Here is a 22,686-nt window from a genome sequence, read left to right on the forward strand (position 1 = left end):
TCCTCCCTTCAGATGATCGTCAGATCGCGCGGATAGGGCGTCAGGTACTCGAACCCGTCCTCGGTCACGACGATGGAATCGCCGACCCGGCCGCCGAACTTGCCCGACACGGTGATGCCGCCGTCGACGGCGAAGGTCATGCCCGGCTGGAGCACACTCTTCTCGCCGCGCTTGAGCTCCGGCGGCTCGAGGAAGGAGCAGCCGATCGAGCGGCCCGTGCGGTAGCCCGCCTCGAAGCCTTCCTGCCGGTAGACCTCCTCGGCGGCGGCGTTGACCTCCTCGCAAGCGATGCCGGGCCGGATCGCCGCGAGCGCGGCCTGCTGCGCGGCAACCGCCGTTTCGTAGACCCGCGCCTCCTCGTCGGTCACCGTTCCGACGAAGAACTCGCGGTCGAAGCCGAGCTTGTAGTTGCGGAAATTGGCGATGCCGCAAAAGCACAGATAGACGGGATCGCCGCGCTGCATGCGTCGCACGGAAGAGCGGCGGTGCACCATACAGGTGTCCGAACCCGATTGCAGGATCTGCAGGTTGTGGATGGTCGGGGAGACGAAGCGGTCGTTGCCGTCTTCGAGGAACGACGCCGCCTTGCGCGTGCCCGCCGCGATCACCGAAAGGGCGACCTCGTATTCCGGCGCGCCCTCGCCGATCGCCTCCTTCGCGCCCTCCACCATTGCGATCGCCACCTCGCCCGCCCGGCGCATGACAGCGATCTCGTCGGCCGATTTGACCATCCGCATCCGGGCAACGAGCGGGCCGACATCCATGATTTCGGTGTCGGCCAGCATCGGCAGAAGCTCGTTCGCGACGAGCGCCGGGATCGACCGCTTCTCGATGCCGATCCGGCCTGCAAGTCCGCTGCCGAGAACCGATCGCAGAGCGCCGCGCCATTCCTCGCCAGCCCCGTCGCTCCAGGGGCGGATATCCTGGATCCACGTCATGGCGGTGCACATCTCGGCTTCCATGCGTGGCGTGACGATCACGGGATCGCGGTCGCAAAAGACGGCAAGCAGCGTCGGTCGCCCGAACTCGACGCCGAGGTAGTTCCAGTACCCGGCGAAATAGGCGATGGAGTCAGGATCGGCCAGTACCGCCGCCGACAGGCCGCCCTCGGCGAGCGCGGCGCGCAGGTCGGCCGTCCTTTTCCGGAGGCTTGAATGCGTTCCCGAGCTGTATGCAGCTTGCATGTCGCACTGTAGATCACGTCATAAATTTCCCGTCAACGCGGAAAAAATAGCTGGCTTTCCTGCAAAGTCATGTAAGCTGTGCACAGATTGCCGATGGAGGCCCCGATGAACAGTGGGGAAGTCACGAAGCCGCGCGCCCGCTCCAGCCCCGAAGTCCGCTTCGATGGGGGGCGCCACCATCGCGCCAGGCTGGGTTTCGTCGTGCTGGCGATGGAGCAGACGGTGGAAAGCGACATGTTCGCCCTGGTGCCGCCCGGCGTCGGCGTCCACTTCTCCCGCGCGGCGATGGCCAACCGCATCGACGTCGCCACGCTTCTGGAGATGGCGGAAGGCATCGGCGAGGCGGCCGCGCTCCTGCTCCCCGACCGGCAACCAGACGTCGTGTGCTATGCATGCACCTCGGGCAGCGTCGTCATCGGCGAGGAGCGTGTGTTCGCCGAACTCCGCCGTGGCGCGCCCAAGGCCCGCGCCACGTGCCTGATCAGCTCGGTCATGCAGGCGCTCCGTGCCGTGGGGGCCAGGAAGGTTGCAGTCGCGACCCCCTATCTCGACCCCGTCAACGAGATCGAACGTGTCTATCTCGAGAGGAACGGCTTCGAGATCGTCAACATGGAGGGGCTCGGCATCGAGAACGATGCGGACATGGCACGCCTTGCACCGGATTTCATCGCTGAGTTCGCCCGCTACGTGGACCGCGCTGAGGCCGATGCCCTGTTCGTCAGTTGCGGTGCGTTGCGCGCCGTCGAGATCATCGATGGACTCGAGGCCCAGTTGAACAAGCCGGTTATCACCAGCAACCAGGCTATGCTATGGAACTGTCTGAGATTGGCAGGGGTGCACGACCGGATGCCCCGCCATGGCCAGTTGCTCCGGGACCACTGATTTGCAGGATCACGCTACACAGGCCCGTCCTTCGCGGAAGAGCAAGGGTGCCGCGCAGCGGTTCCCGGCGCCGCGTGGCCAGGCTCCCGACATCCATCGCGCCTTGCGCGAACGGATCTGCCTGCTGCGCTATCCACCGGGCACACTGCTCGTGGAGACGACGCTCGCCAACGAGTTCCAGGTCAGCCGCACGCCAATCCGGCAGGCGCTGCAGCGGCTGGTCTATGAGGGACTAGCGGAGACGAGGAACGGCGTCGGCACGAGCGTGACCGGCGTCGACTTCCCCGAGTTCAAGGAGATCTATGCCTTCAGGCTGCGGCTGAGCGAGATGATCGGCGACTTCAGCTCGCTTGACGGCGTGCCTGAAGCGTTGGAGCGGATCGAGGGCCTCATACCCCGCGTCGAGGCGCTCAAGGGCTCGCAGAACTTCGAGGAGTTCTGGGCGGTCAACCACGAACTGCAGTTCGCCACCAACAGCCTGATTGCGAACGCCTCCTTAAAGGAGGTCCACGACAGGCTCTATTTCCAGGCGTCGCGGGTCTGGTACAGCTTCGTCGACAAGATGTGGGAAGAGGAGGTCGATTTCCTGCTCGAAGAGCTGTTGGAGCATCGCCGAGCGCTGCGCGCGGGCGACCTGCGCGCAGTCGGATTCATCCAGCGCAACCACATCGCCTTCGGCCTGTCGCGCGTGGCAAGATATGTCTCAGGCTGAGGCGGCCGGAAGCACCGCGGGCGCGCGCGCAAGACGCGCGGCGATGGCTGTGATGTCCGGCGCCTGCTCCAGCCGCATCAGGCGCTCGTAAAGTTCGCTTGCCTGCCCCGGCGCGATGGCGCGGGCCGCGCAATCGAGAAATTTCGACCGCAGTTCCTCGTCCCTCATGGGGTTGTCGCGACCGCGCCCGAACGGGGTCGAAGCCGACGCGCGTCGTACGGTGCCGTCCCTCATCCGAACGACCACCTCGGCGAAATATTCGTCGTCCAGCCGATGCGCACGGACCCCGGCGACGTCCATGAGACGGTGCGTATCGTGTGTCATGAAGCCTCCGTCGTCGAAATCGTCCAGGGTAATGGCGCCCGCAAGCAGCGCCTTGGCGGTGAGGAACTGCACGCTGAACTTGGCATCCAGCCCCGACTTGGGAAACGGCCGGTCCACATGCGCCAGGCGGCGCTCGTGCAGCGTGACCTCGATGCCGGCGATGGAGTCGGGCGGAAAGGAGCCGAACTCGCGGCGCAGCTTGATCGCGGCGTCGATCGCCGAATGCGCGCTGCCGCAGCACGGATGCTGCTTGATGGAGATGCCGCTTGCGAGAATTTCCCAATTCTCGTGCCACGCGCCCAGAGCTTTTTCGGGATCGAAGCCCGTTGCACCGTTGAAGAGGTTGAAGAAGCCCTGCGGGTGCTCGAACGCGCTCCCGTTCGCGTCAATGCCGTTCTTTGCCAGAAGCGCCGCAACAAGCCCGTTGCGCGCGGCCTGGCCCACCTGCAGCGGCTTCACGGGCGTACCGAAATTCGCTTTCAGACCGGCCGCGAAGGAGGCGGCGATGGAGAATGCGGCCGCCAAACGCGCGTCGTCGAGCCGCAGCAGGAACCCGCAGGCGGCGGCCGCACCGAAGGTGCCGATGGTGCTCGTAGGGTGCCATCCCTTGTCGTAGTGGACGGGCATGAGCGCGCGCGCGAGGTGCGTCTGCGTTTCGAAGCCCACGACATAGGCTTCCAGCAACGTCCTGCCGCCCGACCCCTCGACCTCGGCGAGCGCCAGAATTCCCGGCACGACGGGTGCGGAGGGGTGCCCGCCCATGGTGGTCGAATCGTCGTCGAAATCGACCGCATGAGCAGAAACGCCGTTGACGAGCGCCGCATCCAGCATCCCCCTCTTGCCTGGGTGGCCGATCGTCGTGCACGCATCTTTTCCCGTGGCCGGTGGGAAGGTGGCGAGGATACTGGGGACAAATCTCGCTCGGGAACCCACGAGAGCCACGCCGAGCGTATCGAGGACGGCGCGCTTGGCGATCCTGATGGCCTCGGGCGGCACCTCGTGCTTTCGGATCGCGTTGGCTCTCGTCGCCAACTCCATTGAAAAAGTCATTTTCCTTGATCCCACCAATACCGGTTCACTGGATGTCGTCGCCCCACTCGGGGTGGTCCACGATCCAACTAAGGCGATGCGAGAGGCGACCGGGCGAACGGTCGTTTCGTCTCCACATCCGCATGCCCTATTCATTCCGGACAATAGCGCCGTCTTTCATGACAAAGATCGGCCGACGCAGTGCTCCGATAGCGTTCAGGGGATCGTCGGTGAAAGCCACGACGTCGGCGCGCTTGCCGATTTCGAGGCTGCCCAGTTCCTTTTCCAGGCCCATGAGCTCAGCTGCGATCAAGGTGGCCGAACGTATGGCTTCCACGGGCTGGTAGCCTGCCTCCTCCACCATGACCTCCAACTCGAACAGATTGTCGCCGCAGTGGCATCCCGGAGCCCCCACGTCCGAGCCCATCGCCACCTTGACGCCACGCTCGCGAGCGAGCTTCAGATTGGCGACCTTGATCTTATGCGCCTTCTCCTTGCGTTCGCGAATGTGCGGTGGAACGTCCCTTGCAAAGGTTTCGTCCCCGAGCAGGCCAGGCGTAGTGCACAACGTGGGCACCAGATAGGTTCCGCGCTCGACCATCAGATCGAATATATCGGCCGAACCATAGGTCCCATGCTCAATACTGTGGCAACCGCATTCGACGGCGTTGCGAATGGCCTTGTTCGCATGTGCGTGTGCGGCAACATGGGTGAAGTTGTCCTCAGCGATTTCGACGGCGGCGCGGATTTCGTCGGGGCGGTATTGGATGGCATCCGCCCTTTCGTATCTTGACGACTGAAGCGAGCCGGAAGCGAGTATCTTGATGAGATTGGCCCCTTTGGCAAACTGCTTGCGCGCCGCCGCTCGAACCGCCTCCGGCCCATCCGCCTCCTCATACATGCCCGCAAAGTAAGGGGTGGTGGAGGAGGTGATCGTAAGGATCCTGCCTGAGCAGAACAGGCGAGGACCCTCGATCCAGCCTGCATCGATCGCATCGCGCACTGCGATCTCGTGATAGTCCCAGCCGCCCACCTCGCGGGCCGTCGTCACGCCTGCGTGCAGCATCCGTTTTGCGGCCCGCACTCCCCAGATGGCAATGGTGCCAGGCAATACATCGCGCCAGGGATTGTGCGGATTGGCATTGTCCGACTTGACGCAGATATGCACATGACAATCGATGAACCCTGGGAAGAGATAGCGGCCATCCAGATCGACAACCTCTGCCCCCTGGTTGGGCGCGCGCGCGACATCGGCGATGCGACCGTCCTCCACCAAGATATCGGCATTCCGGTATTCGCCGGTATTGGCGTCGAAGATTCGGCCGGATTTGAGCCACATGAAAATCCCTCCTGTTTTGCCGTGGGTGAGCCGAAAGAACGCAGAACTGCACGCCTGCCGGGCACCATTCGACACTACTTGACATATGTGTCTAGTCAAGCAATTCTGTATTCAGTATTCAGCGTAGTGCACACGGACATATCTGTCGAGTCCGTTGGCGCAGTGATGTTCCGGACGGGTGAACGGACTCCCTCAAAGGCCCGCGAACCCCCACAATCCAGGCTTGGGGATGCCAATGAGAAGTAGCGATATTGATGTTGTGGTCGTCGGCTACGGGTATGCCGGTGCGGCCGCGGCGCTTTCCGCCGCCAGCAGCGGTGCCCGCGTGCTGCTCCTGGAAAAGGCAGCAACGCCGGGGGGTATCTCGATCTGTTCAGGTGGCGGCGTTCGCGCCGCGACGGATGAGGACAACGCATTTGCCTATTTGAAGGCCACTTGCGCGGGAAAAACCCCGGACCCGATATTGCGTCGGCTCGCCGAGGGCATGGTCAGGATGCGCGAGACACTCACCGGATTCGCGCGGGTCAACGGCGCCGTGGTCGCGCAGCGCGTGTATCCCGGCAATTATCCCTTGCCCGGCACGGGGTCTCTTGGCTCGATGTTCATCGAGAGCATACCGAATTTCGACCCCGCCGTGTCTTATCCGCATGTAAGGGGCTCCGCCGAGAACGGGGCGCTGCTGTTCAAGGTCATGGAGGACAATGTCTCCGCCAATACGGATAAGATCGAGGTCGTGACGAACTGCGCCGCCAGGCGTCTGCGCCGGACCGACAGCGGTGCCTTGCAGCTTGAACTCGCCGGCGGCACAACCGTCGCACCCAGGGGGGGCATTATCCTTGCCTGCGGTGGTTTTGAAGCCGATGCCGAGCTTCAAGCGCAATACTGGCCCGGCGGACCAGCCCTTCCATGCGGCTATAGGCACAATACCGGTGACGGTCTGCGCATGGCGCAAGCACTCGGGGCGGGCCTATGGCATATGTGGCACTACCACGGATCCTACGGCTACCGACTTCCTGATCCTAGCTACCCATACGGGATCCGCGTGAAGTCTCTTCCCAATTGGTGGTCGATCGACAATCCCCACATTCCCAAAATGGTTTGGATTCTGCTGGACTGCTACGGCCGGCGCTTCATGAACGAGTACGAGCCATACGGCCAGGACACGGGGCACCGCCCTCTCGCTCACTTCGACCCGGCAACGCAATCCTATCCGCGCAAGCCATCCTACTTGGTGACGAACGAGGCAGGACGCCTGCTCTACCCGCTAGGTCGCCCAATCCGGAACGACCCTGAGGTGAGCTACGAATGGAGCCGCGACAACAGCCGCGAGATTGCCAGCGGCCTCTTCCGGAAGGCGGCAACCGTGGAGGAACTCGCGAGCCTGATTGATGCCGACCCGCAGGTGGTCGCTAACAGCATTGACCGGTGGAACTCCGCCTGCGCCAACGGGCTTGATCCGGAATTCGGCCGTCCCCCGAATTCAATGCATCCCCTGCGGGAGCCGCCGTTCTACGTCGCCGAGGTTCACCAGATCGTCTCGAACACGCAAGGCGGCCCGTTGCGTGACGAGGAGCAGCGCGTCCTCGACGCCTTTGGTGATCCGATTCCGGGCCTTTATGTGGCGGGAGAGTGCAGCAGCGCGTTCGGCCATCTCTATCTGGGCAGCGGAAATGTCACCGAATGCTTCGTGAGCGGCGAGATAGCGGGCCGGAACGCCGCACGGTTCCGCTGGGAAGACAAAGTTGAGCAAGTCGGCTCCGCTTTCAGCCGTTTGCGAGCGCGCGAGCGGTCTCGTGCGACTTGGTGAGTGAGCCATAGGCGATAGCTGCCTTTCGAGCGGCTGTATGGCGGTCGAGCGGTGAGCCTTAGTTCCGGAGGGCACATGAAACACTACCGCGCAATCGTGATCGGCGGCGGCGTCGTCGGAGCATCGGTGCTCTATCACCTGGCGAAGTTGGGGTGGACGGATGTCGCGTTGATCGAGCGCAACGTTCTGACGGCCGGTTCGAGCTGGCACGCAGCGGGTGGATTCCATGCCCTGAACGCCGATCCCAACATCGCCGCGCTGCAAGCCTATACGATCGATCTTCTTTCGGAAGTCGAGCGGGAATCCGGTCAGAATATCGGCATGCACATGACCGGAGGCATATCGATCGCATCGGCACCGGAGCGCTGGACGTGGCTCAAGGCCTCCTACCGCGTCTTCCAGACAATGGGCATCGAGGACGTATATCTGGTGGGCGCCGACGAGATAGGGAAGCTCTGTCCGATCCTCGACACCGATGGAGTCCTGGGAGGGCTATACGCGTCACGGGAAGGCCACATCGACCCGTCGGGAACGGTCCACGCCTATGCCAGGGCTGCCAAGCTGCGCGGCGCCGACATTATCGAGCACAACCGGGTCCTGGAACTGAACCGGCGCAGCGACGGCAATTGGGATGTCGTCGCGGAGAAAGGCACCGTCGTGGCCGAGCATGTCGTCAACGCCGGAGGCCTCTGGGCCAAACAGGTCGGCCGCATGGCGGGCATCGACCTGCCCGTCTCGCCGCTGGAGCACCACTATCTCGTCACCGAAGCCCTTCCCGAGATTGGGGCGCTTGAACGCGAGCTACCTCTCGTCGTCGACCTCGAGGGCTTCACTTATATGCGGCAGGAGCAGAAGGGGCTGCTCCTCGGCATCTATGAGATCCAGCACAAGCACTGGAACATGGATGGCGCGCCGTGGGACTACGGCATTGAGCTCATTCAGGAGGACACCGATCGGATCGCCGACGAGCTGGCGCTCGGGTTCAGCAGATATCCCTGCTTGGAGAGGGCTGGCATCAAGCGGTGGGTGAACGGCGCCTTCACCTTCTCACCCGACGGCAATCCGCTCGTCGGGCCTGTGCGCGGCGTTCCGAACTACTGGGTCGCGTGCGGCGTCATGGCCGGCTTTCTGCAAGGGGGCGGCGTCGGCAAATCGCTCGCCGAATGGATGGTCCACGGCGAGCCGGAGGTCGACGTCTACGGCATGGACATCGCGCGCTACGGCGCCTTCGCATCGAACCGCGAATATGTCCGGCAGACGACGGGGCAGTTCTATTCCCGGCGCTTCGTCATGAGCTATCCGAACGAGCAGCTTCCTGCCGGACGGCCTCGGCGCATGGCAGGCGCGCATGACGCCATGGACGCGGCAGGTGCCCGCTGGGGCAGCGTATGGGGGATGGAAGTTCCCCTTTATTTCGCGCCGAAGGATTTTTCCGAAACGCCGACGCTCAACCGCTCGAACGCCTTCGACATCGTCGGCGAGGAGTGTCGCAGCGTGCGCGAGGGCGTCGGCATCCTCGATATCACGGCCTTCTCCAGGTACGAGATCACCGGCCAGCAAGCCGAGGCATGGCTCGACCGGCTGCTTGCCTGCCGTCTCCCGAGGCCGGGGCGGGCAAAGTTGGCGCCCATGTTGAAGCCGAACGGCAAGCTGCATGGCGATCTCACGGTCTTCAACTGGGGCGGCGGCAAATGGTGGATCATGGGATCTTACTATTTGCGCGAGTGGCATATGCGCTGGTTTGAAAAGCATTTGGCCAAAGGTGTCGCCATACGCGACATTTCGGACGCGGTTGTCGGACTCTCGCTCTCTGGGCCGAATTCCCGCAAACTCTTGCAGCGTCTCACGCACCAGGACATCTCCCACGAGACGCTGGGCTTTATGGGGTGCACGGAGGTGGATGTCGGGCTGATCCGGGCCAAGGTCGGACGGCTCTCCGTGACGGGCGAACTCGGCTATGAGATCCATTGCCAAGCCAATGAGCACGCGACGCTTAGAAGGACATTGCTGGAGGCGGGCAAGGACCTCGAGGCGCGGGAATACGGATTCAACGCACTGAACGCGCTTCGGCTGGAGAAGAGCTTCGGCATATGGTCGCGTGAATTTACCCAGGAATACACCCCCGGCATGACCGGAATGCACCGCTGGATCGCATTCGACAAGGGCGATTTCATTGGCAGGCAGGCCGCCTTGGACGAGAGGTGTGCCGGCCCTTCCAGGCTGCTGGTCACGCTCGAAGTCGACGCAAAGGATGCGGACGCCAGCGGATACGAGCCCGTTTGGCGCAACGGCGAGCGGATCGGGTTCGTCACATCGGGCGGCTATGGCCATACGATCGGCAAGAGCCTGGCAATGGCGCTTGTAGATTGGGAAGCCTCCGAGACCGGCCTCGAGCTGACGGCCCATATCGTGGGTGTCGAGCGGAGCGCCCGGATAATCCCGCCGTCCCCCTACGATCCGGAAGGCCTGAAGATGCGCGCGTGATGCGCCATGCATGCCGCCGCGCATCGGCCTCTCGGACGTTGTCTGGCGTTGAGCGGAGGCGTGCCGTCTCCAGTCGCGAAAGCGCCCATCCGTCCCCAAACCTGCCAAAGAGCATTCGGCCACCGGCCACGATCAATGGCGACCTCGCCGCACATGCCCTATGCGATGAGCAGGCTTCACTGGGCAACTCATCGATTGAACCCGTATTGAAAGTAGCTATCATCTGGATACGGAATACGATCATTTGGAGATGGACATGTTGTATGAGGCGGAAAGCGGGAACCTGAGCTTGGTCGCAGTGGGCGACGCGATAGTTGGTCGGCGGCTGTCGATACATGGTGAGGAACGATTCAAGGCTGTGATCGACCGCATCCGGCAAGCAGACGTTTCCTTCGCCAATCTGGAAGTGCTCATCAACGACTTCGAAGGCTTTCCTTCCGAGCACAGCGGCGGAACCTATATGGCAATGCCCTCTTTCATCGCCGAGGAAATGAAGTGGGCAGGTTTCAATCTCTTATCTCGCGCCAACAATCATGCCATGGATTTTTCGCACGGCGGGTTGGCGGCCACGTCCCGTCACCTCGACGCTCAAGGTCTGGCTTATTCGGGTGTCGGGGAAAACCTCGCCAAAGCTCGCAGCCCCGCCTATCTGGACACTCCCAGGGGCCGTATCGCCCTGCTCTCGATTTGCTCCACCTGTCCGCCGGGGTCGCGGGCGGGCCAGCAGCGACCGGACATGCAGGGGCGGCCCGGAATCAGCGGGCTGCGGCACAAGAAGAGATTTGTCGTACCGGTAGAGCAAATCGACGCGTTGCGGCGCATCGGAAGCAGCATCGGATTGGAAGAATCTGAACCGGCAACGACAGAACGCGGCGACTCCGAGGCTAAGCTCGGTCGGTACGATTTCCTCGGCCACGAGTTCATTTCCGGCGAAAATCCCGGCGCATGCAGCGAGCCGGATGCTTCAGACCTTCAGGCGATGATCAAGGGCATTGAAGCGGCAAAACGCCAGGCTGATTTCGTGTTTGTCAGTCTTCATCATCACGAGACCGATGATGCGATAGAAAATCCAAGCCAATTCGTGCGGACCTTCGCGAGAGCGTGCATCGACGCGGGGGCGCACGCAATTCTTGGCCACGGCCCTCACATTCTCCAGGGCGTCGAGATCTATTCCGGATGTCCGATCTTCTACAGCCTGGGAAACTTCATCTATCAGAGCCAGACCATCGAATATCTTCCTGCGGATGTCTACGAACAGCACGGGCTCGATGAGCTCCGGGGGCTTCCGGCGGATACGTCCGACGCCCGCATGTGGGATTACGGCCTGCGGCGTGACCCGCGCTGGTGGCACACGATTATCGCGCGCTGCGATTTCGAAGCAGGCAAATTGGCAAGGCTGTTCCTCTATCCCGTTGAACTCGGCCAGCATGCGCACCGGGCACAGCAGGGGCGACCGATGGTCGCGCGCAACGGGAAGGCGGAGGACGTCGTTCGAGAGCTGGAACAACTGTCGCAGCAGTTTGGTACCAGGGTAAGGTTTGAAGACGGGGTAGGCGTTGTTGCATTGTAAGGAACCTACGCCAGCGGATTCAACCTCGGCACGGGCGGATTCAGCAATCCAACACCACGTCTGACTTCGGCTTGCTACAGCAGGGCAGGATCCAGTCCCATTCGATTTCCCGTGCCTTTATCCCAATCGATCCAGGTCGTAGTCGATGCCTTCCATCGCGTCCTTGTGGACAAGCCAACGCGTCCGGACCAGCGTTTGCCGAGGAGCTAGCGGAAGGATGAACGTGGTGACCGCATGGTCGCCACGGAAGTGTTTCCACGAGTTGAGTGACAAGAAGTGGAAGTCTCCGAAGCGCTTCTGGGGGACGCTCCCGAGCGGCTTTTCGCAGGCGGCGCGTGTATCGATCGTCAACGACTCCCGCGCACCCGCGATGGCGAAACGCTCTGTGCGGAAAGGTGTCGCGCACCCGGTCATCTCTTCGACAAGCTTCGAGGGAACGCCGGCTTTCTCCCACCGTTTGATTTCAACCAGGGCTGGTCGGGGTTGACCGGCGGGCTGGAAGCATCCGGCCAATTGGTGGGGGTCTTGCAGCACGCCCACAAGCCGGAGGGATGCTTTTACTGCGTGGTCGCGGATGGCCGAAGAGTTCATGGGATGGTGCATAGATTTTGCGAGTGGCTGCAGTGCGAAGCACACACCTCTTCGACAATCTGATCGACGGCTCGATAATCGGCATTCTGAGCAGTCTGGCTTCGAGCCTTGCCGATTGCTCGTCTTGATCGAAGGGCTGCTGCCACGCCGGTGCAGCCCGTGATCGGCTCTCGATGTACTAGACATTGATGTCTAGTACATGTATCTTCATTTTTGAAGACCGTTGAACTGCGGCAAGGGGTGAGTGCCCGATGGCGAGCGACTCCGAGGGCGGACAACAGCAGGAGCGAAGACGCCGACGTCGGAGTTCTGACAGCATACCGGCAGTCCGCACAACTGGCTATAAAGCCCTGCGCAATCCATTTAAGCCGCAGCCCATCTTCTCAGCAGATCAGATCGAGGCCATTCACCATTCAGCCGTGAGAATTCTGAAGGACCTCGGCATCAGGATCCTTCTTCCCGAGGCGCGTGAGATTTTTCGCTCCATCGGGTGCTGCGTCGATGAGGAGAGCCTTCTCGTCCGCATAGGACCGGAGGCTGTGGCCGATGCGCTTTCCTGCTCACCGAAGTCCATTTCCGCGAAAGCGGGCAGCCGCCAACGCGACTCCGTATTTGAGCACGGGACGCTGGCTTTCGTGGCCGGTTGCGGCGCGCCGAACGTGACGGATCTCGACCGCGGCCGCCGCACGGGGATGCTTGCCGATTTCGAGGACCTCGTGCGCCTTGCGCAGCATTTCGACGTCCTGCATCTACATGGACCATATGTGGAGCCGCAGGATCTCGAACTGCCCGTTCGCCACTACGGAACGATGCGCGCACAACTCACGCTCTCCGACAAGCTGCCGTTCATCTTCTCACGCGGGACGCCGCAGGTGGAAGATTGCTTCGAGATGGTTCGTCTGGCGCGTGGACTTTCACGGGAAGAGTTCCGCGACGGCGTCCACTGCTACACGATCGTGAACACCAACTCGCCGCGCCAGCTCGACGTGCCGATGGCGCAAGGCATCATCGACTTTGCCAGGGCCGGGCAGGCCTCGATCATCACACCATTTTGCCTGGCAGGCGCCATGGCGCCAATCACCGTTGCTGGTGCGCTCGCGCTGCAGCATGCCGAAGCGCTCGCAGGTATTGTTCTGGCTCAGGCAAGCCGGAAGGGAGCGCCGGTCATATACGGAAGCTTCTCATCGAATGTCGACATGAAGTCGGGGGCACCGGCCTTCGGTACGCCCGAGCACGTGAAGGCAACGCTCGGCGCGGGGCAGCTCGCCAGATATATCGGCCTTCCCTGGAGGGCGGGCGGCGGCAGCGCATCGAACGACGCCGATGCGCAAGCCGCGAACGAAACGCAGTTCGCGCTTTGGGGAGCGGTGCTGGCTGGCGCAACCGTGCTCGTGCATGCCGCCGGATGGCTCGAAGGCGGCCTCAGTGTTTCCTATGAAAAGCTAGTTACCGATGTTGAAGTCCTCCAAGGGATGGCCGAGCTCTTCTCGGCACCACCGGGAGATGAGGAGGCTATCGGCTATGATGCCGTCGCCGATGTCCAGCCGGGCGGGCACTTCTTCTCGACGCCGCACACCATGGGCCGCTTTCGGACGGCGTTCTACGAGCCAATTGTTGCGGACTGGTCTAACTTCGGCAACTGGACCGAGTCAGGAAGCTTGAATGCGACGCAGCGGGCAAACCTCGTCTGGAAGAAGGTCCTCGTCGATTTCGAGCCTCCCGCGTCTGCTGCGGCCGCCGGAGAAGTGCTCGACGCGTTCATCGCACCACGCATTGCGGAGGGAGGGGCCCCGCCGATTTCCTGAGTTCCCACGCGAGTTGCGCAGATAGCGTCATGCCGGACCAAGCCGCGCTTCCCCAGCGACGATGGGGGTTTGATTTGCGTGATCAACCGTGGCATTTCACGCCAATGAGCGATATCAGTACAGACTCTCCGATCGCCAACGGAAACATCAAGGCGACCAAGCAAGACTGGATAAATGCCGCGCTCGACGCGTTGATCTCCGATGGAGTCGAAAGCGTTCGCGTGCAGACGTTGGGACATAAGCTGGGTGTCTCCCGGTCGAGCTTCTACTGGTACTTCAAGAGCAGACAGGATTTGCTGGATCAGTTGCTCGACTATTGGCGGGTAAAGAATACGCGCGTCATAGTCGAACGAACTCGGCGGCCCTCACGGGTCATTGTTCGCGGGGTACTCAACGTTTTTGAATGCTGGGTCAATGATCAGCTTTTTGACCCGCGGCTTGACTTTGCAATTCGGGCATGGTCGCGCAAGTCCGGCTCCGTCCGGCGCGCCATCGATCAGGCCGATGATGAGAGGGTCGACGCCATTCGGCAAATGTTTGCGCGCCACGGCTATTCGGACGAGGATGCCTTCGTTCGGGCCCGGGTGCTGTACTACATGCAGATCGGTTATTATGCACTTGAGCTCCGCGAGTCCATGGAAAGCCGCCTGTCGCATGTGGAGGCCTACCTCCGGGCGTTCACCGGAGAGGAGCCGGCCCGGGACGACCTCGAATCCTTCCGCCGCCATGTCCAAGCCTCGGCAACAAGCGAGAGCAGCTAGAGCAAGCCGTGCTTAGCTCGATGCGGGTGTAGCCTCTGCCTTTGTCCCTCCTCTGCCCTGCCGGGCAAACCTGACGCCACTTGAATGCATCCCGCCCCAGAGGCAGCCATTCTCCAGCGTGTCAAAGTGCCATGTCCGCGGGGACAGATCGCGGCATTCCAGGTTCAGTATCCGATCCTTTCATCGATCTGCCCCTTTCCCGACTCCCACCGGCACAATGGCACGATTTGACATCATCCCCATCGCTGGATAAGAGAATCCAGTATACATGAACTATCGCTCGAATCTCGAGAGGCGAGGCTGGGAAGCTCCCTGCGGCCGGCTGCGACTGCACGCCCGCGTCGACTGATGGCCGCAGCGGGACCCAGATATGACGGGAGGGAGGGGTCAAACGTCGTTGCCGAACGGCCTGCGCACCCTGGTCCCGCTGAAGCTCAAGGCGAGCGTCAGCGGCTTGCCGCGACTGGTCTGGGTGCTGGGTGCGATCTCGTTCCTCACGTCGCTTGGGAAGATGGTGGCGACCTTTCTCGCCGTCTATCTCCTGGCGGTGCTGAATTTCTCGGAAAACCAGATCGGCATCACCGTCGCCGCCTATGGCGCCGGCATCGTCACCGGTACGCTCATCGGCGGCTGGGCCTCCGCCCGCCTGTCGGCGGTTGCGCAGATGGCCGCGTCCATGGTCTGCCTCGGCGCTGGCTTCATCTTGCTCTCCGCCGTCGCAAGCCCTCTCTTCTTTCTCGCCGGCATCTTTGCCTGCGCGAATTTCGAGGGGGCGCTTCGCACGCCGATCATGCTCTTGTTTCTCAAGCACTGCGCGCCGATCGACCGGCCGCGCGCGCACGCGGTCTACTACACCGCGATCGGTCTCGGCTATGCGGTCGGGTCGGTGATCGGCGGGCTCGTCTCCCGGATCGATTTTTCCCTGATGTTCTGGGCGAGCGGCGGCGTGTATCTGGCCGCGGCCGCCGCGGTGCTCGTCTGGCTGCCCGCTCATCTCGCCGGCGGTGTGGCCGGGATGCCCGGGAACGCCCCCGCGACACCTGAAGATGCGAACGCGCCGCCCAAGGGCCGCTGGCCGTTCATCGTCCTTTGCGGTGCGGCCGTGCTGCACCATTGCGTCGGCAATCAGCGGCACGCGATCTATCCCCTGTACCTGACCAGCCACTACGGCCTCGACACGACGCAACTCGGCGCCATCTTCGCGGTCAACGGCCTCCTGATCGCGCTGATGGGGCTCGTGACGACGAACCTGCTCAAACATGTCGACCAGCGCAAGGTCGCCGGGTGGGGCACGCTGCTCCTGTGCCTCAGCCTCGCCCTGCTGCCGGTCAGCACCCACATCGCCGTCGCATTCCTTCTGTGCGTCGTCATGTCGGTGGGCGATGTGCTGTTCGCCCCGTCGATGGTGTCGCTGGCCTATTTCCTGGTGCTCGAGAAGAACAAGGGAAAGCTGCTCGGCGTCTATTTCGCGACGGTCTCGGCGTGCCGCAGCCTCGGGCCGCTGATCGGCATCTGGGGCTTCGCGCTCATCGGCGCGACGCCGACATGGCTTCTGTGCGGCGTGATCGGTGTCGTCAACATGCTGGTCCTGCGCAGCGTCCTGCGCGTGCGCTGGCCCTGAGGCGGCGCGCCTTTGTCAAGACGCGCCGGCCGCCGCGGACGATGTCGGAGCTTTGCCGTCGGCTGACGGATTCTCGCGGTTCAGTTCGGCCCGCCGGCGTATTCTCTCATACGAAAATTCTCAGCGGGGACCGCGTTCCGCCCAGACGCCGGATTGGTCGAACGATGGCTGCTTTCGACGACTTTGTGCACGGGCTGACCTATGAGGATCTGCCGGAGGCGGTCCGTGGCCATGCGCGGCGCTGGCTGCTCGACCTCGTCGGCGTCGCCGTAGGCGGACGCCGGACCCAGCTCGCGCAGATCATCTGCGATCACGCAGCCGAACATTTTTGCACGGAAGGGAGCAGCGCGCGCATGCTGTTCGACGGGCGCAGCGTCAGCCCGGCCGGGGCGGCGCTCGCCGGCGGCATGACCATCGATGCGCTCGACGGTCATGACGGGCACAAGCTGACCAAGGGCCATGTCGGCTGCGGCGTGCTGCCGGCCTGCCTCGCCTTCGCCGAGACGCAGCGGCAGGATGATGGCGGGGAATTCCTCACCGCACTCGTGCTCGGCTACGAGATCGGCACGCGCGCCGGCATCGCGCTGCATCGCACGGCGCCCGACTATCACTCCTCGGGCGCCTGGGTGACGATCGCGGCGGCGGCGATCGGCGCGCGCTATCTCGGCCTCGGCCCCGCCGCCACGCGCGAGGCGATAGGCATCGCCGAGTATCACGGGCCGCGCAGCCAGATGATGCGATGCATCGACTGGCCGACCATGGTGAAGGACGGCTCCGGCTGGGGCGCGATGGCGGGCGTGTCGGCCGCCTTCCTGGCCGAGGCCGGCTTCACGGGCGCGCCGGCGGTCACAGTCGAAGGCGACGAGGTCGCCGACCTCTGGTCCGATCTCGGCAGCAACTGGCGGATATGCGAGCAGTACTACAAGCCCTATCCCGTGTGCCGCTGGGCCCAGCCGGCCGTCAAGGCGGCCCTGGATCTTTCCCGCGAGCATGGCCTTGCGTCGGAACAGATCGAGCGCGTCGAGGTCGCGACCTTCCACCAGGCGATCCGCCTGGCCGTGCGGCGCCCGCTGACGACCGAGCAGGCGCAGTATTCGACATCCTTCCCAACGGCGGTCGTCCTCGTGCGCGGCGGGCTCGGGCCGCGGGACGTGAGCGAGGATGCCTTCGCGGATCCGGAGGTCATGCGCCTGTCGGACGGCATGAGTTTTACTGAGGAGCAGGGCTTCAACGAGGCCTTTCCCGCCCGCCGGCTTGCGCGGGTAAGCCTTGTCCTCTCCGACGGCCGGCGGCTGACCTCGCCGCCAACCGAAGCGCCCGGCGATCCGGAGCGGCCGGCGGCCCATGAAGAGGTCCGCCGCAAATATCAGGACATGACCGTGCCTTCGCTCGGCCCCGAGCGCAGCGCCGAGATTGCACGACTCGTCGAAGGGCTTGGACCGGAGACGGCACTTGGCCAGCTGCTCGACCTCGTCACGGACGGCATCGGTGCGCCGTGCCAGCCTTCACACCGGATCGAGCACTGAAACCGGAACGCAAACCTCGCCGCGAAAGAGCTTGCGGCAGGTCCTGAGAGCCGAAACGCCGTCGACCTTCCCATCCTCCTCGCCCATCTCGACGGATACGTTCATGGTGCCGGACGGATGCTCCAGAGCCACGAAGGTGGTGTTCCCGTCGCGGCGTACGTCCGCAAGGCCGAACGGGACCGTGCCCGGCAGCGCCTGGGCGAGCGCCAGTTTCACGGCGCCCGAGGCGGAGTGCGCGGGGTGGCAATGGTGCGGAGCCTCGGGCTTGGTGGTGAGGTCGCGGGCGCTGATCGTGCCGCCCTGCGTCGGGGGCGCGACCATGATCGGCTTGAGGATAGCGGCGATGGGGGTTCCATTCATACCGGCGAGGCGCACCGCCGCGGCCCTGATCGGCTCCACCTGGGCGACAAGCGTGTCGTCGGCGTCGAGCTCTGCCGCGCTTTCATAGCCGGTCCTGCCGATGGCGGCGGCTGGGAAGATGACCGCAACGCCGCCGCCGGCGTCGACGATGGTGACCGGCACGCCGTCGATCTCATCCTGCCTGTTGCCGGTCGGCAGGAGCTTGCCGGTGAATTTGCCGTAGGGCGGGAGGTATGTGAGCTCGACGGGTGCGGCCGTGCCGTCGACGCCCGCGACCCTGGCATCGCCCCGGTAGCTGACGCGGCCGCCCGGTGTCTCGACCCGCGCGCTCATCAGCATGTTGGAATCGACAGCGAAGATGCGCACGACGGACCGGCCGTCCGTCGCTGCGACCAGCCCCATTTCCAGAGCGAAGGGGCCGACGACGGTCGACATGTTGCCGCAGGTGCCCTCGTCGTCGCCGATATGGCTGCTGCCCGGGTAGAACTGGAGGAACTTGTAATCGACATCGGCGTCCGGACGGCGCGATTTCGAGACGATCACCACCTTGTTCGAATGGGTTTCCGCGCCGCCGATGCCGTCGATCTGGCGCGGGTGAGAGGAATTGAGCGCGGCGAGGATCACCCGGTTGCGCAGGCGCGGGTCCGGCGGCAGGTCCGAGGCGAGGAAGGCGGGCCCCTTCGAGGTGCCGCCGCGATAGAAGGTGCAGGGCAGCGTCAAGAGGTCGTTCTCGATCCGGGGCGTCCAGCGCGGCGTCATCTCGTTCATCTCAGGCCCTCTGCTTCAGGTGCTCGCGGTTGAGCGGAAAGTGGCAGGCGGCGGCATGCGCCGGCGCGATGTCGCGTGCTTGCGGCGCCTCGCGGCTGCACATCGGTTCGGCAATGGGGCAGCGTGGGTGGAACTCGCAGCCGCGCGGCCTGTCCTTGAGGCTCGGCACCTCGCCCTCGATGGACAGGAGGGTGCGGCGGCGGTCGGGGTCCGGGTGCGGCGTGCCCTCGATCAGGGCGCGGGTATAGGGATGCGCCGGGTTCTCGAAAATCTCGGCAACCGGCCCCTCCTCGACGAGGCGCCCGAGATACATGACGCCGATGCGGTCGCTGATGTGCCGTATGGCGGGCAGATTGTGCGAGATGACGAGATAGCTCAGCCCGTGCTCGCGCTGTAGTTCGCCCATCAGGTTCAGGATCTCGCCCTGCACGGACGTGTCGAGGCCCGCCGTCGGCTCGTCGGCGATGATCAGCTCCGGCGAGAGCGCCAGAGCGCGCGCTGCGCCCACCCGCCGCGCCTGGCCGCCCGAAAGCTCGTGCGGATAGCGGTTGAAGAAGGCGGTCGACAGCCCGACCATGGCGAACAGGCGCTCGGCTTCCGCGTCTTCGTCCTCCAGCTTGATGCCGTGGATCTCGAAGGGCTCCATGACGAGGCTGCGCGCCGTACGGCGCGGGCTCAAGGAGGCGATCGGGTCCTGGAACATCATCGCCATCTTGCGGCGCTGGAGATTGTATTCGGCATCGGGCAGCCCCACGAGCTCGGTGCCGTCGAATCGGATCGATCCCGAATGGCAAGGGGTGAGGCCGATTATCGCCCGGCCGAGCGAGGTCTTGCCGGAACCGCTTTCACCCACCAGCCCCAGCGTCTCGCCCCGCCGCAACATCAGCGAAACCTGCTTCACGCCATCGAGGAACGGATCGCGGTTGCCGCTGGCGAGCGCCTTGAGAAAACCCTCGGTCCTATAGCGCACGCGGAGGTTCTCGACGGCAAGCAGCGGCTCGCCGGCATGTTTGCGGCGAAGGCCCCCGCCCTGCGGACGCGGCTCGGCGCGTCGCACCGGCGCCCCCGTCAGCCCGCTCGCCAGATGGCAACGGACGGACTGCGTGTCGGAGATCTCGACGGGTGCCGGATGCCGTTCCCGGCACACGGAAAAGGCCTTGTGGCAGCGCGCCTCGAAGATGCAGGCTTCCGGAATCACCCTGAGGTCGGGAACGCGCCCGGGGATGGTCGGCAGGGTCCGCCTTCCGTCCTTGACCAGCGCCGGGTCGCATTCGAGCAGTCTTTGCGTATAGGGGTGCTGCGGCTCATGGAAGATGTCGCGCACGCTGCCCCTCTCCACCACCTCGCCGGCATACATGACGACGACGTCGTCGCACAGCTCGGCAATGAGGCCGAGATTGTGCGAGGCGAACAAGAGGCTTGTGCCGAACTCCTGCTGCAATTCGCGCAACAGGAAGATGATCTGCGCTTCCATGTTGACGTCGAGGGCTGTGGTCGGCTCGTCGGCGATCAGCAGGTCGGGCCTTACCAGGAGCGCCATAGCGATGGAGATGCGCTGCCGCATGCCGCCGGAGAACTCGTGCGGGTAGCCGTCGATCCTGCTCTCGGGATCGGGGATGCCGACCCGACGCAGCATCGCGACCGCGCGCTTGCGCTTTTCTTCCGTGCTCAGCCGCTCGCGGTACTGGATGTCGACCATCTGCCGGGCGATGGGGATCACCGGGTTCTGCGCGGTCATCGGGTCCTGGAAGACCATCGAGACCTTGTTGCCGCGCAGATCCCGCAGCGCGTCCTCTCCGAGCGTCAACGTATCGATGCCGTTGAAGAGGATCTGGCCGGCCGGCACGCGCGCGTTCCTCGACATGAGATGCAGGATCGAGGCGATCAGCGTGCTCTTGCCGCAGCCGGACTCGCCGACGATGCCGACGGTCTTCTTCCTCGGCACGCAGAGGCTGACGTCGCGCAACGCGTGGACCGCGCCGCGCGCCGTGGCGTATTCCACACTCAGCTTCCGGATGTCGAGCACGTCGGTCATGGTCGGCGTCATCTCGCCTCGCGCAGCTTGGGGTCGAAGCTGTCGCGCAGGGCCTCGCCGAGGAAGGTGAAGCCGAGCGTGGTGAGCACCAGCGGCATGCCGCCGGCGATGACCAGCCACGGCGTCTCGCGCAGGACGGAATAGCCCTCCTTGAGGATGCCGCCCCAACTCGCCGTCGGCGGCTGGATGCCGAGGCCGAGAAAGCTCAGGCCCGCTTCGACCGTCACCACCACCGGCACGTCCATGGCGGCCAGGATCAGGAGCGGCCCCAGCACGTTCGGCATCATGTGGCGGGTGAGCACCAGGGGGGTGCGCGCGCCGAGCGATTTCTCCGCCAAGATGAACTCGGTGTTCTTGAGCGCCATGGTCTGCGTCCTGGCGATACGGCCGAAGGCCGGGGCGGCGTGCAGGACGAAGATCACCATGATGACCGTGAGGCTCGGCTGCGTCACGGCGACGATGGCGAGCCCCATGATGATGGTCGGGAAGGAGCGCAGCGTGTCGAAGACGAGGATCAGGATGCTGTCGAGCCAGCGCGGGCCGTAGCCGGCGATCATGCCGAGCACGAGTCCGATGACCAGCGCCGCCGTCACCGCGACCAGGGCGAGCTGCATGGCGATCCGCCCGCCATAGAGCACGCGCGTAAAAGTGTCCCGGCCGAGTTGGTCAGTACCCAGAAGATGCTCGAAGGAGGGCCGCGCAAGCCGCGACGGAACGTCGAGGGCATAGGGATCGTAGGGCGTGAGATAGGGCGCGAAGAGAGCGCTGAGGAAGAACAGGACGACGATTACGAGACCGACCGCGCCGAACGGGTTGCGTGTGAGCTCCTTCAGGCCTTGCCAAAAGGCGCGGGCGCGCCTTGCAGCCGGCGTCTCGGGCAGGGAGGAGGAAGGGACATCGGGTGCGACGGCCATGTCAGAGATTCGCTCTCATGCGAGGGTCGAGGGCGGCCGCGACCAGGTCGGCGATGAGGGTGGCGGTGACGAAAAGGATCGCCGCGGTCATCACGCCGCCCTGAACGACCGGATAGTTGCGCGCCACCACCATGTCGTAGATCAGCTTGCCGATGCCCGGCCGGGAGAAGATGATCTCGGCGAACACCGCGCCCGAAAATGCGCTGCCGAAGCCCATGCCGAGAAGCGTCACCGTGGGCAGGATCGCCACGCGCAGCGCATAGCGGTAGACGACGACGCGCTCGGGCAGGCCGAAGGCCCGGGCCGAGCGGATATGCGTCTCGCCCAGCACCTCCAGCATCGAGGCGCGCACCATGCGCGCCAGATAGCCGACCCAGCCGAGCCCGACCGCGAAGGCGGGCAGCACCAGATGCCAGAGCTGGTCGCCCAGATCGCCCGCCTCGCCCGCGCCGATCACCGGGAACCAACGGAGGGTCACCGAGAAAATGAGCAAGGAATAGATCGAAACCACGAAGGAGGGGATGGTGATCGTGGCGATCGAGATCACACCCGTCAGCCTGTCGATCCAGGAATTGGGATGGGCCGCCGAGAAGCAGCCGAGCGGAATGCCGATGAGGATGGCCCACCCGAGCGAGGCGAAGGCGAGCGCGATCGTGTAGGGCAGCGCCTCGGCAACGATGCGGCTCACCGGCCGCTCCGAGAAGATATCCTCGCCCAGATTACCTTGCAGCGCGTTCCAGGCGAAGGAGAGAAAGCGTACATGGACCGGCTTGTCGAGCTGCATCTTCTCGATAAAGCGCGCCTCCATCTCCGGCGTGGCGTAGGGTCCGAGCGCCACAGCAGCCGGATCGCCCGGGATCAGATGAATCAGGCAGAACAGCGTGAAAACGATCGCCGTGACGATCACCGCGGTCAGGCCGATGCGCTTTGCGGCGTAGAACAGCAACGGGTTTGCCCTCCATTGGCGGCGAGAA

17 protein-coding genes are annotated in these 22,686 nt (G+C 64.0%); 9 read left to right on the plus strand and 8 right to left on the minus strand.

Going from position 1 to position 22,686, the window contains the following annotated elements:
* Window positions 1-8: 8 nt before the first annotated feature.
* Window positions 9-1,184: a M24 family metallopeptidase gene (locus tag GM910_RS11850; protein ID WP_159587757.1), complete on the minus strand. Its 1,176-nt coding sequence runs from the start codon at window positions 1,182-1,184 to the stop codon at window positions 9-11.
* A gap of 105 nt (window positions 1,185-1,289) precedes the next feature.
* On the opposite strand from GM910_RS11850, the gene GM910_RS11855 reads away from it, so the two are divergent.
* Together GM910_RS11855 and GM910_RS11860 are read left to right on the plus strand one after the other, a co-directional pair.
* Window positions 1,290-2,066: a maleate cis-trans isomerase family protein gene (locus tag GM910_RS11855; RefSeq protein WP_159587758.1), complete on the plus strand. Its 777-nt coding sequence runs from the start codon at window positions 1,290-1,292 to the stop codon at window positions 2,064-2,066.
* A gap of 1 nt (window position 2,067) precedes the next feature.
* Window positions 2,068-2,778: a GntR family transcriptional regulator gene (locus GM910_RS11860; protein WP_425482676.1), complete on the plus strand. Its 711-nt coding sequence runs from the start codon at window positions 2,068-2,070 to the stop codon at window positions 2,776-2,778.
* Here the strand turns inward: GM910_RS11860 and GM910_RS11865 are convergent.
* Entirely contained in the window at window positions 2,770-4,152 is a 1,383-nt protein-coding gene (locus tag GM910_RS11865; protein ID WP_159587760.1) for an MmgE/PrpD family protein, read from the minus strand. The genes GM910_RS11860 and GM910_RS11865 overlap by 9 nt on opposite strands.
* A gap of 127 nt (window positions 4,153-4,279) precedes the next feature.
* On the minus strand, window positions 4,280-5,545 hold the full coding sequence (locus GM910_RS11870; protein WP_159587761.1) for an amidohydrolase family protein: 1,266 nt from the start codon (window positions 5,543-5,545) through the stop codon (window positions 4,280-4,282).
* A gap of 160 nt (window positions 5,546-5,705) precedes the next feature.
* Between GM910_RS11870 and GM910_RS11875 the strand changes: the two genes are divergently transcribed.
* The 3 genes from GM910_RS11875 (at window position 5,706) to GM910_RS11885 (ending at window position 11,331) form a co-directional block, all read left to right on the plus strand.
* Complete coding sequence (locus tag GM910_RS11875; RefSeq protein WP_246226036.1) at window positions 5,706-7,277, plus strand: FAD-binding protein; 1,572 nt, start codon at window positions 5,706-5,708, stop codon at window positions 7,275-7,277.
* Between the two features lie 75 nt (window positions 7,278-7,352).
* Window positions 7,353-9,761, plus strand: a complete 2,409-nt coding sequence (locus GM910_RS11880; RefSeq protein ID WP_159587763.1) for a GcvT family protein — start codon at window positions 7,353-7,355, stop codon at window positions 9,759-9,761.
* A 256-nt stretch (window positions 9,762-10,017) separates the two neighbouring features.
* Entirely contained in the window at window positions 10,018-11,331 is a 1,314-nt protein-coding gene (locus GM910_RS11885; RefSeq protein ID WP_159587764.1) for a CapA family protein, read from the plus strand.
* Between the two features lie 117 nt (window positions 11,332-11,448).
* On the opposite strand, the gene GM910_RS11890 is transcribed toward GM910_RS11885, so the two are convergent.
* Window positions 11,449-11,922: an SRPBCC family protein gene (locus GM910_RS11890; RefSeq protein ID WP_159587765.1), complete on the minus strand. Its 474-nt coding sequence runs from the start codon at window positions 11,920-11,922 to the stop codon at window positions 11,449-11,451.
* A gap of 251 nt (window positions 11,923-12,173) precedes the next feature.
* On the opposite strand from GM910_RS11890, the gene GM910_RS11895 reads away from it, so the two are divergent.
* The 4 genes from GM910_RS11895 (at window position 12,174) to GM910_RS11910 (ending at window position 17,635) form a co-directional block, all read left to right on the plus strand.
* Window positions 12,174-13,727, plus strand: a complete 1,554-nt coding sequence (locus tag GM910_RS11895; RefSeq protein ID WP_159587766.1) for a trimethylamine methyltransferase family protein — start codon at window positions 12,174-12,176, stop codon at window positions 13,725-13,727.
* Window positions 13,728-13,831: 104 nt separating this feature from the next.
* Window positions 13,832-14,488, plus strand: coding sequence for a TetR/AcrR family transcriptional regulator (locus GM910_RS11900; protein WP_159587797.1), 657 nt, complete (start codon window positions 13,832-13,834; stop codon window positions 14,486-14,488).
* 370 nt (window positions 14,489-14,858) lie between these two features.
* On the plus strand, window positions 14,859-16,109 hold the full coding sequence (locus GM910_RS11905) for an MFS transporter (protein WP_159587767.1): 1,251 nt from the start codon (window positions 14,859-14,861) through the stop codon (window positions 16,107-16,109).
* Window positions 16,110-16,273: 164 nt separating this feature from the next.
* Entirely contained in the window at window positions 16,274-17,635 is a 1,362-nt protein-coding gene (locus tag GM910_RS11910) for an MmgE/PrpD family protein (protein ID WP_159587768.1), read from the plus strand.
* On the opposite strand, the gene GM910_RS11915 is transcribed toward GM910_RS11910, so the two are convergent.
* From GM910_RS11915 to GM910_RS11930, 4 genes are read right to left on the minus strand one after another with little or no spacing between them, the layout of a single operon-like run.
* The gene (locus GM910_RS11915; RefSeq protein WP_159587769.1) at window positions 17,615-18,763 is read right to left on the minus strand and encodes a PrpF domain-containing protein; all 1,149 of its coding nucleotides are present in this window, start codon (window positions 18,761-18,763) and stop codon (window positions 17,615-17,617) included. The genes GM910_RS11910 and GM910_RS11915 overlap by 21 nt on opposite strands.
* Window position 18,764: 1 nt before the next feature.
* Entirely contained in the window at window positions 18,765-20,810 is a 2,046-nt protein-coding gene (locus GM910_RS11920) for a dipeptide ABC transporter ATP-binding protein (RefSeq protein ID WP_159587770.1), read from the minus strand.
* On the minus strand, window positions 20,807-21,712 hold the full coding sequence (locus tag GM910_RS11925) for an ABC transporter permease (protein WP_159587771.1): 906 nt from the start codon (window positions 21,710-21,712) through the stop codon (window positions 20,807-20,809). The genes GM910_RS11920 and GM910_RS11925 overlap by 4 nt, the downstream gene beginning before the upstream one ends.
* Window position 21,713: 1 nt before the next feature.
* The gene (locus GM910_RS11930) at window positions 21,714-22,658 is read right to left on the minus strand and encodes an ABC transporter permease (protein ID WP_159587772.1); all 945 of its coding nucleotides are present in this window, start codon (window positions 22,656-22,658) and stop codon (window positions 21,714-21,716) included.
* Window positions 22,659-22,686: the final 28 nt, after the last annotated feature.

Source organism: Chelativorans xinjiangensis (assembly GCF_009812055.1).
In the GTDB taxonomy this organism is placed as follows: Bacteria; Pseudomonadota; Alphaproteobacteria; order Rhizobiales; family Rhizobiaceae; genus Chelativorans; species Chelativorans xinjiangense.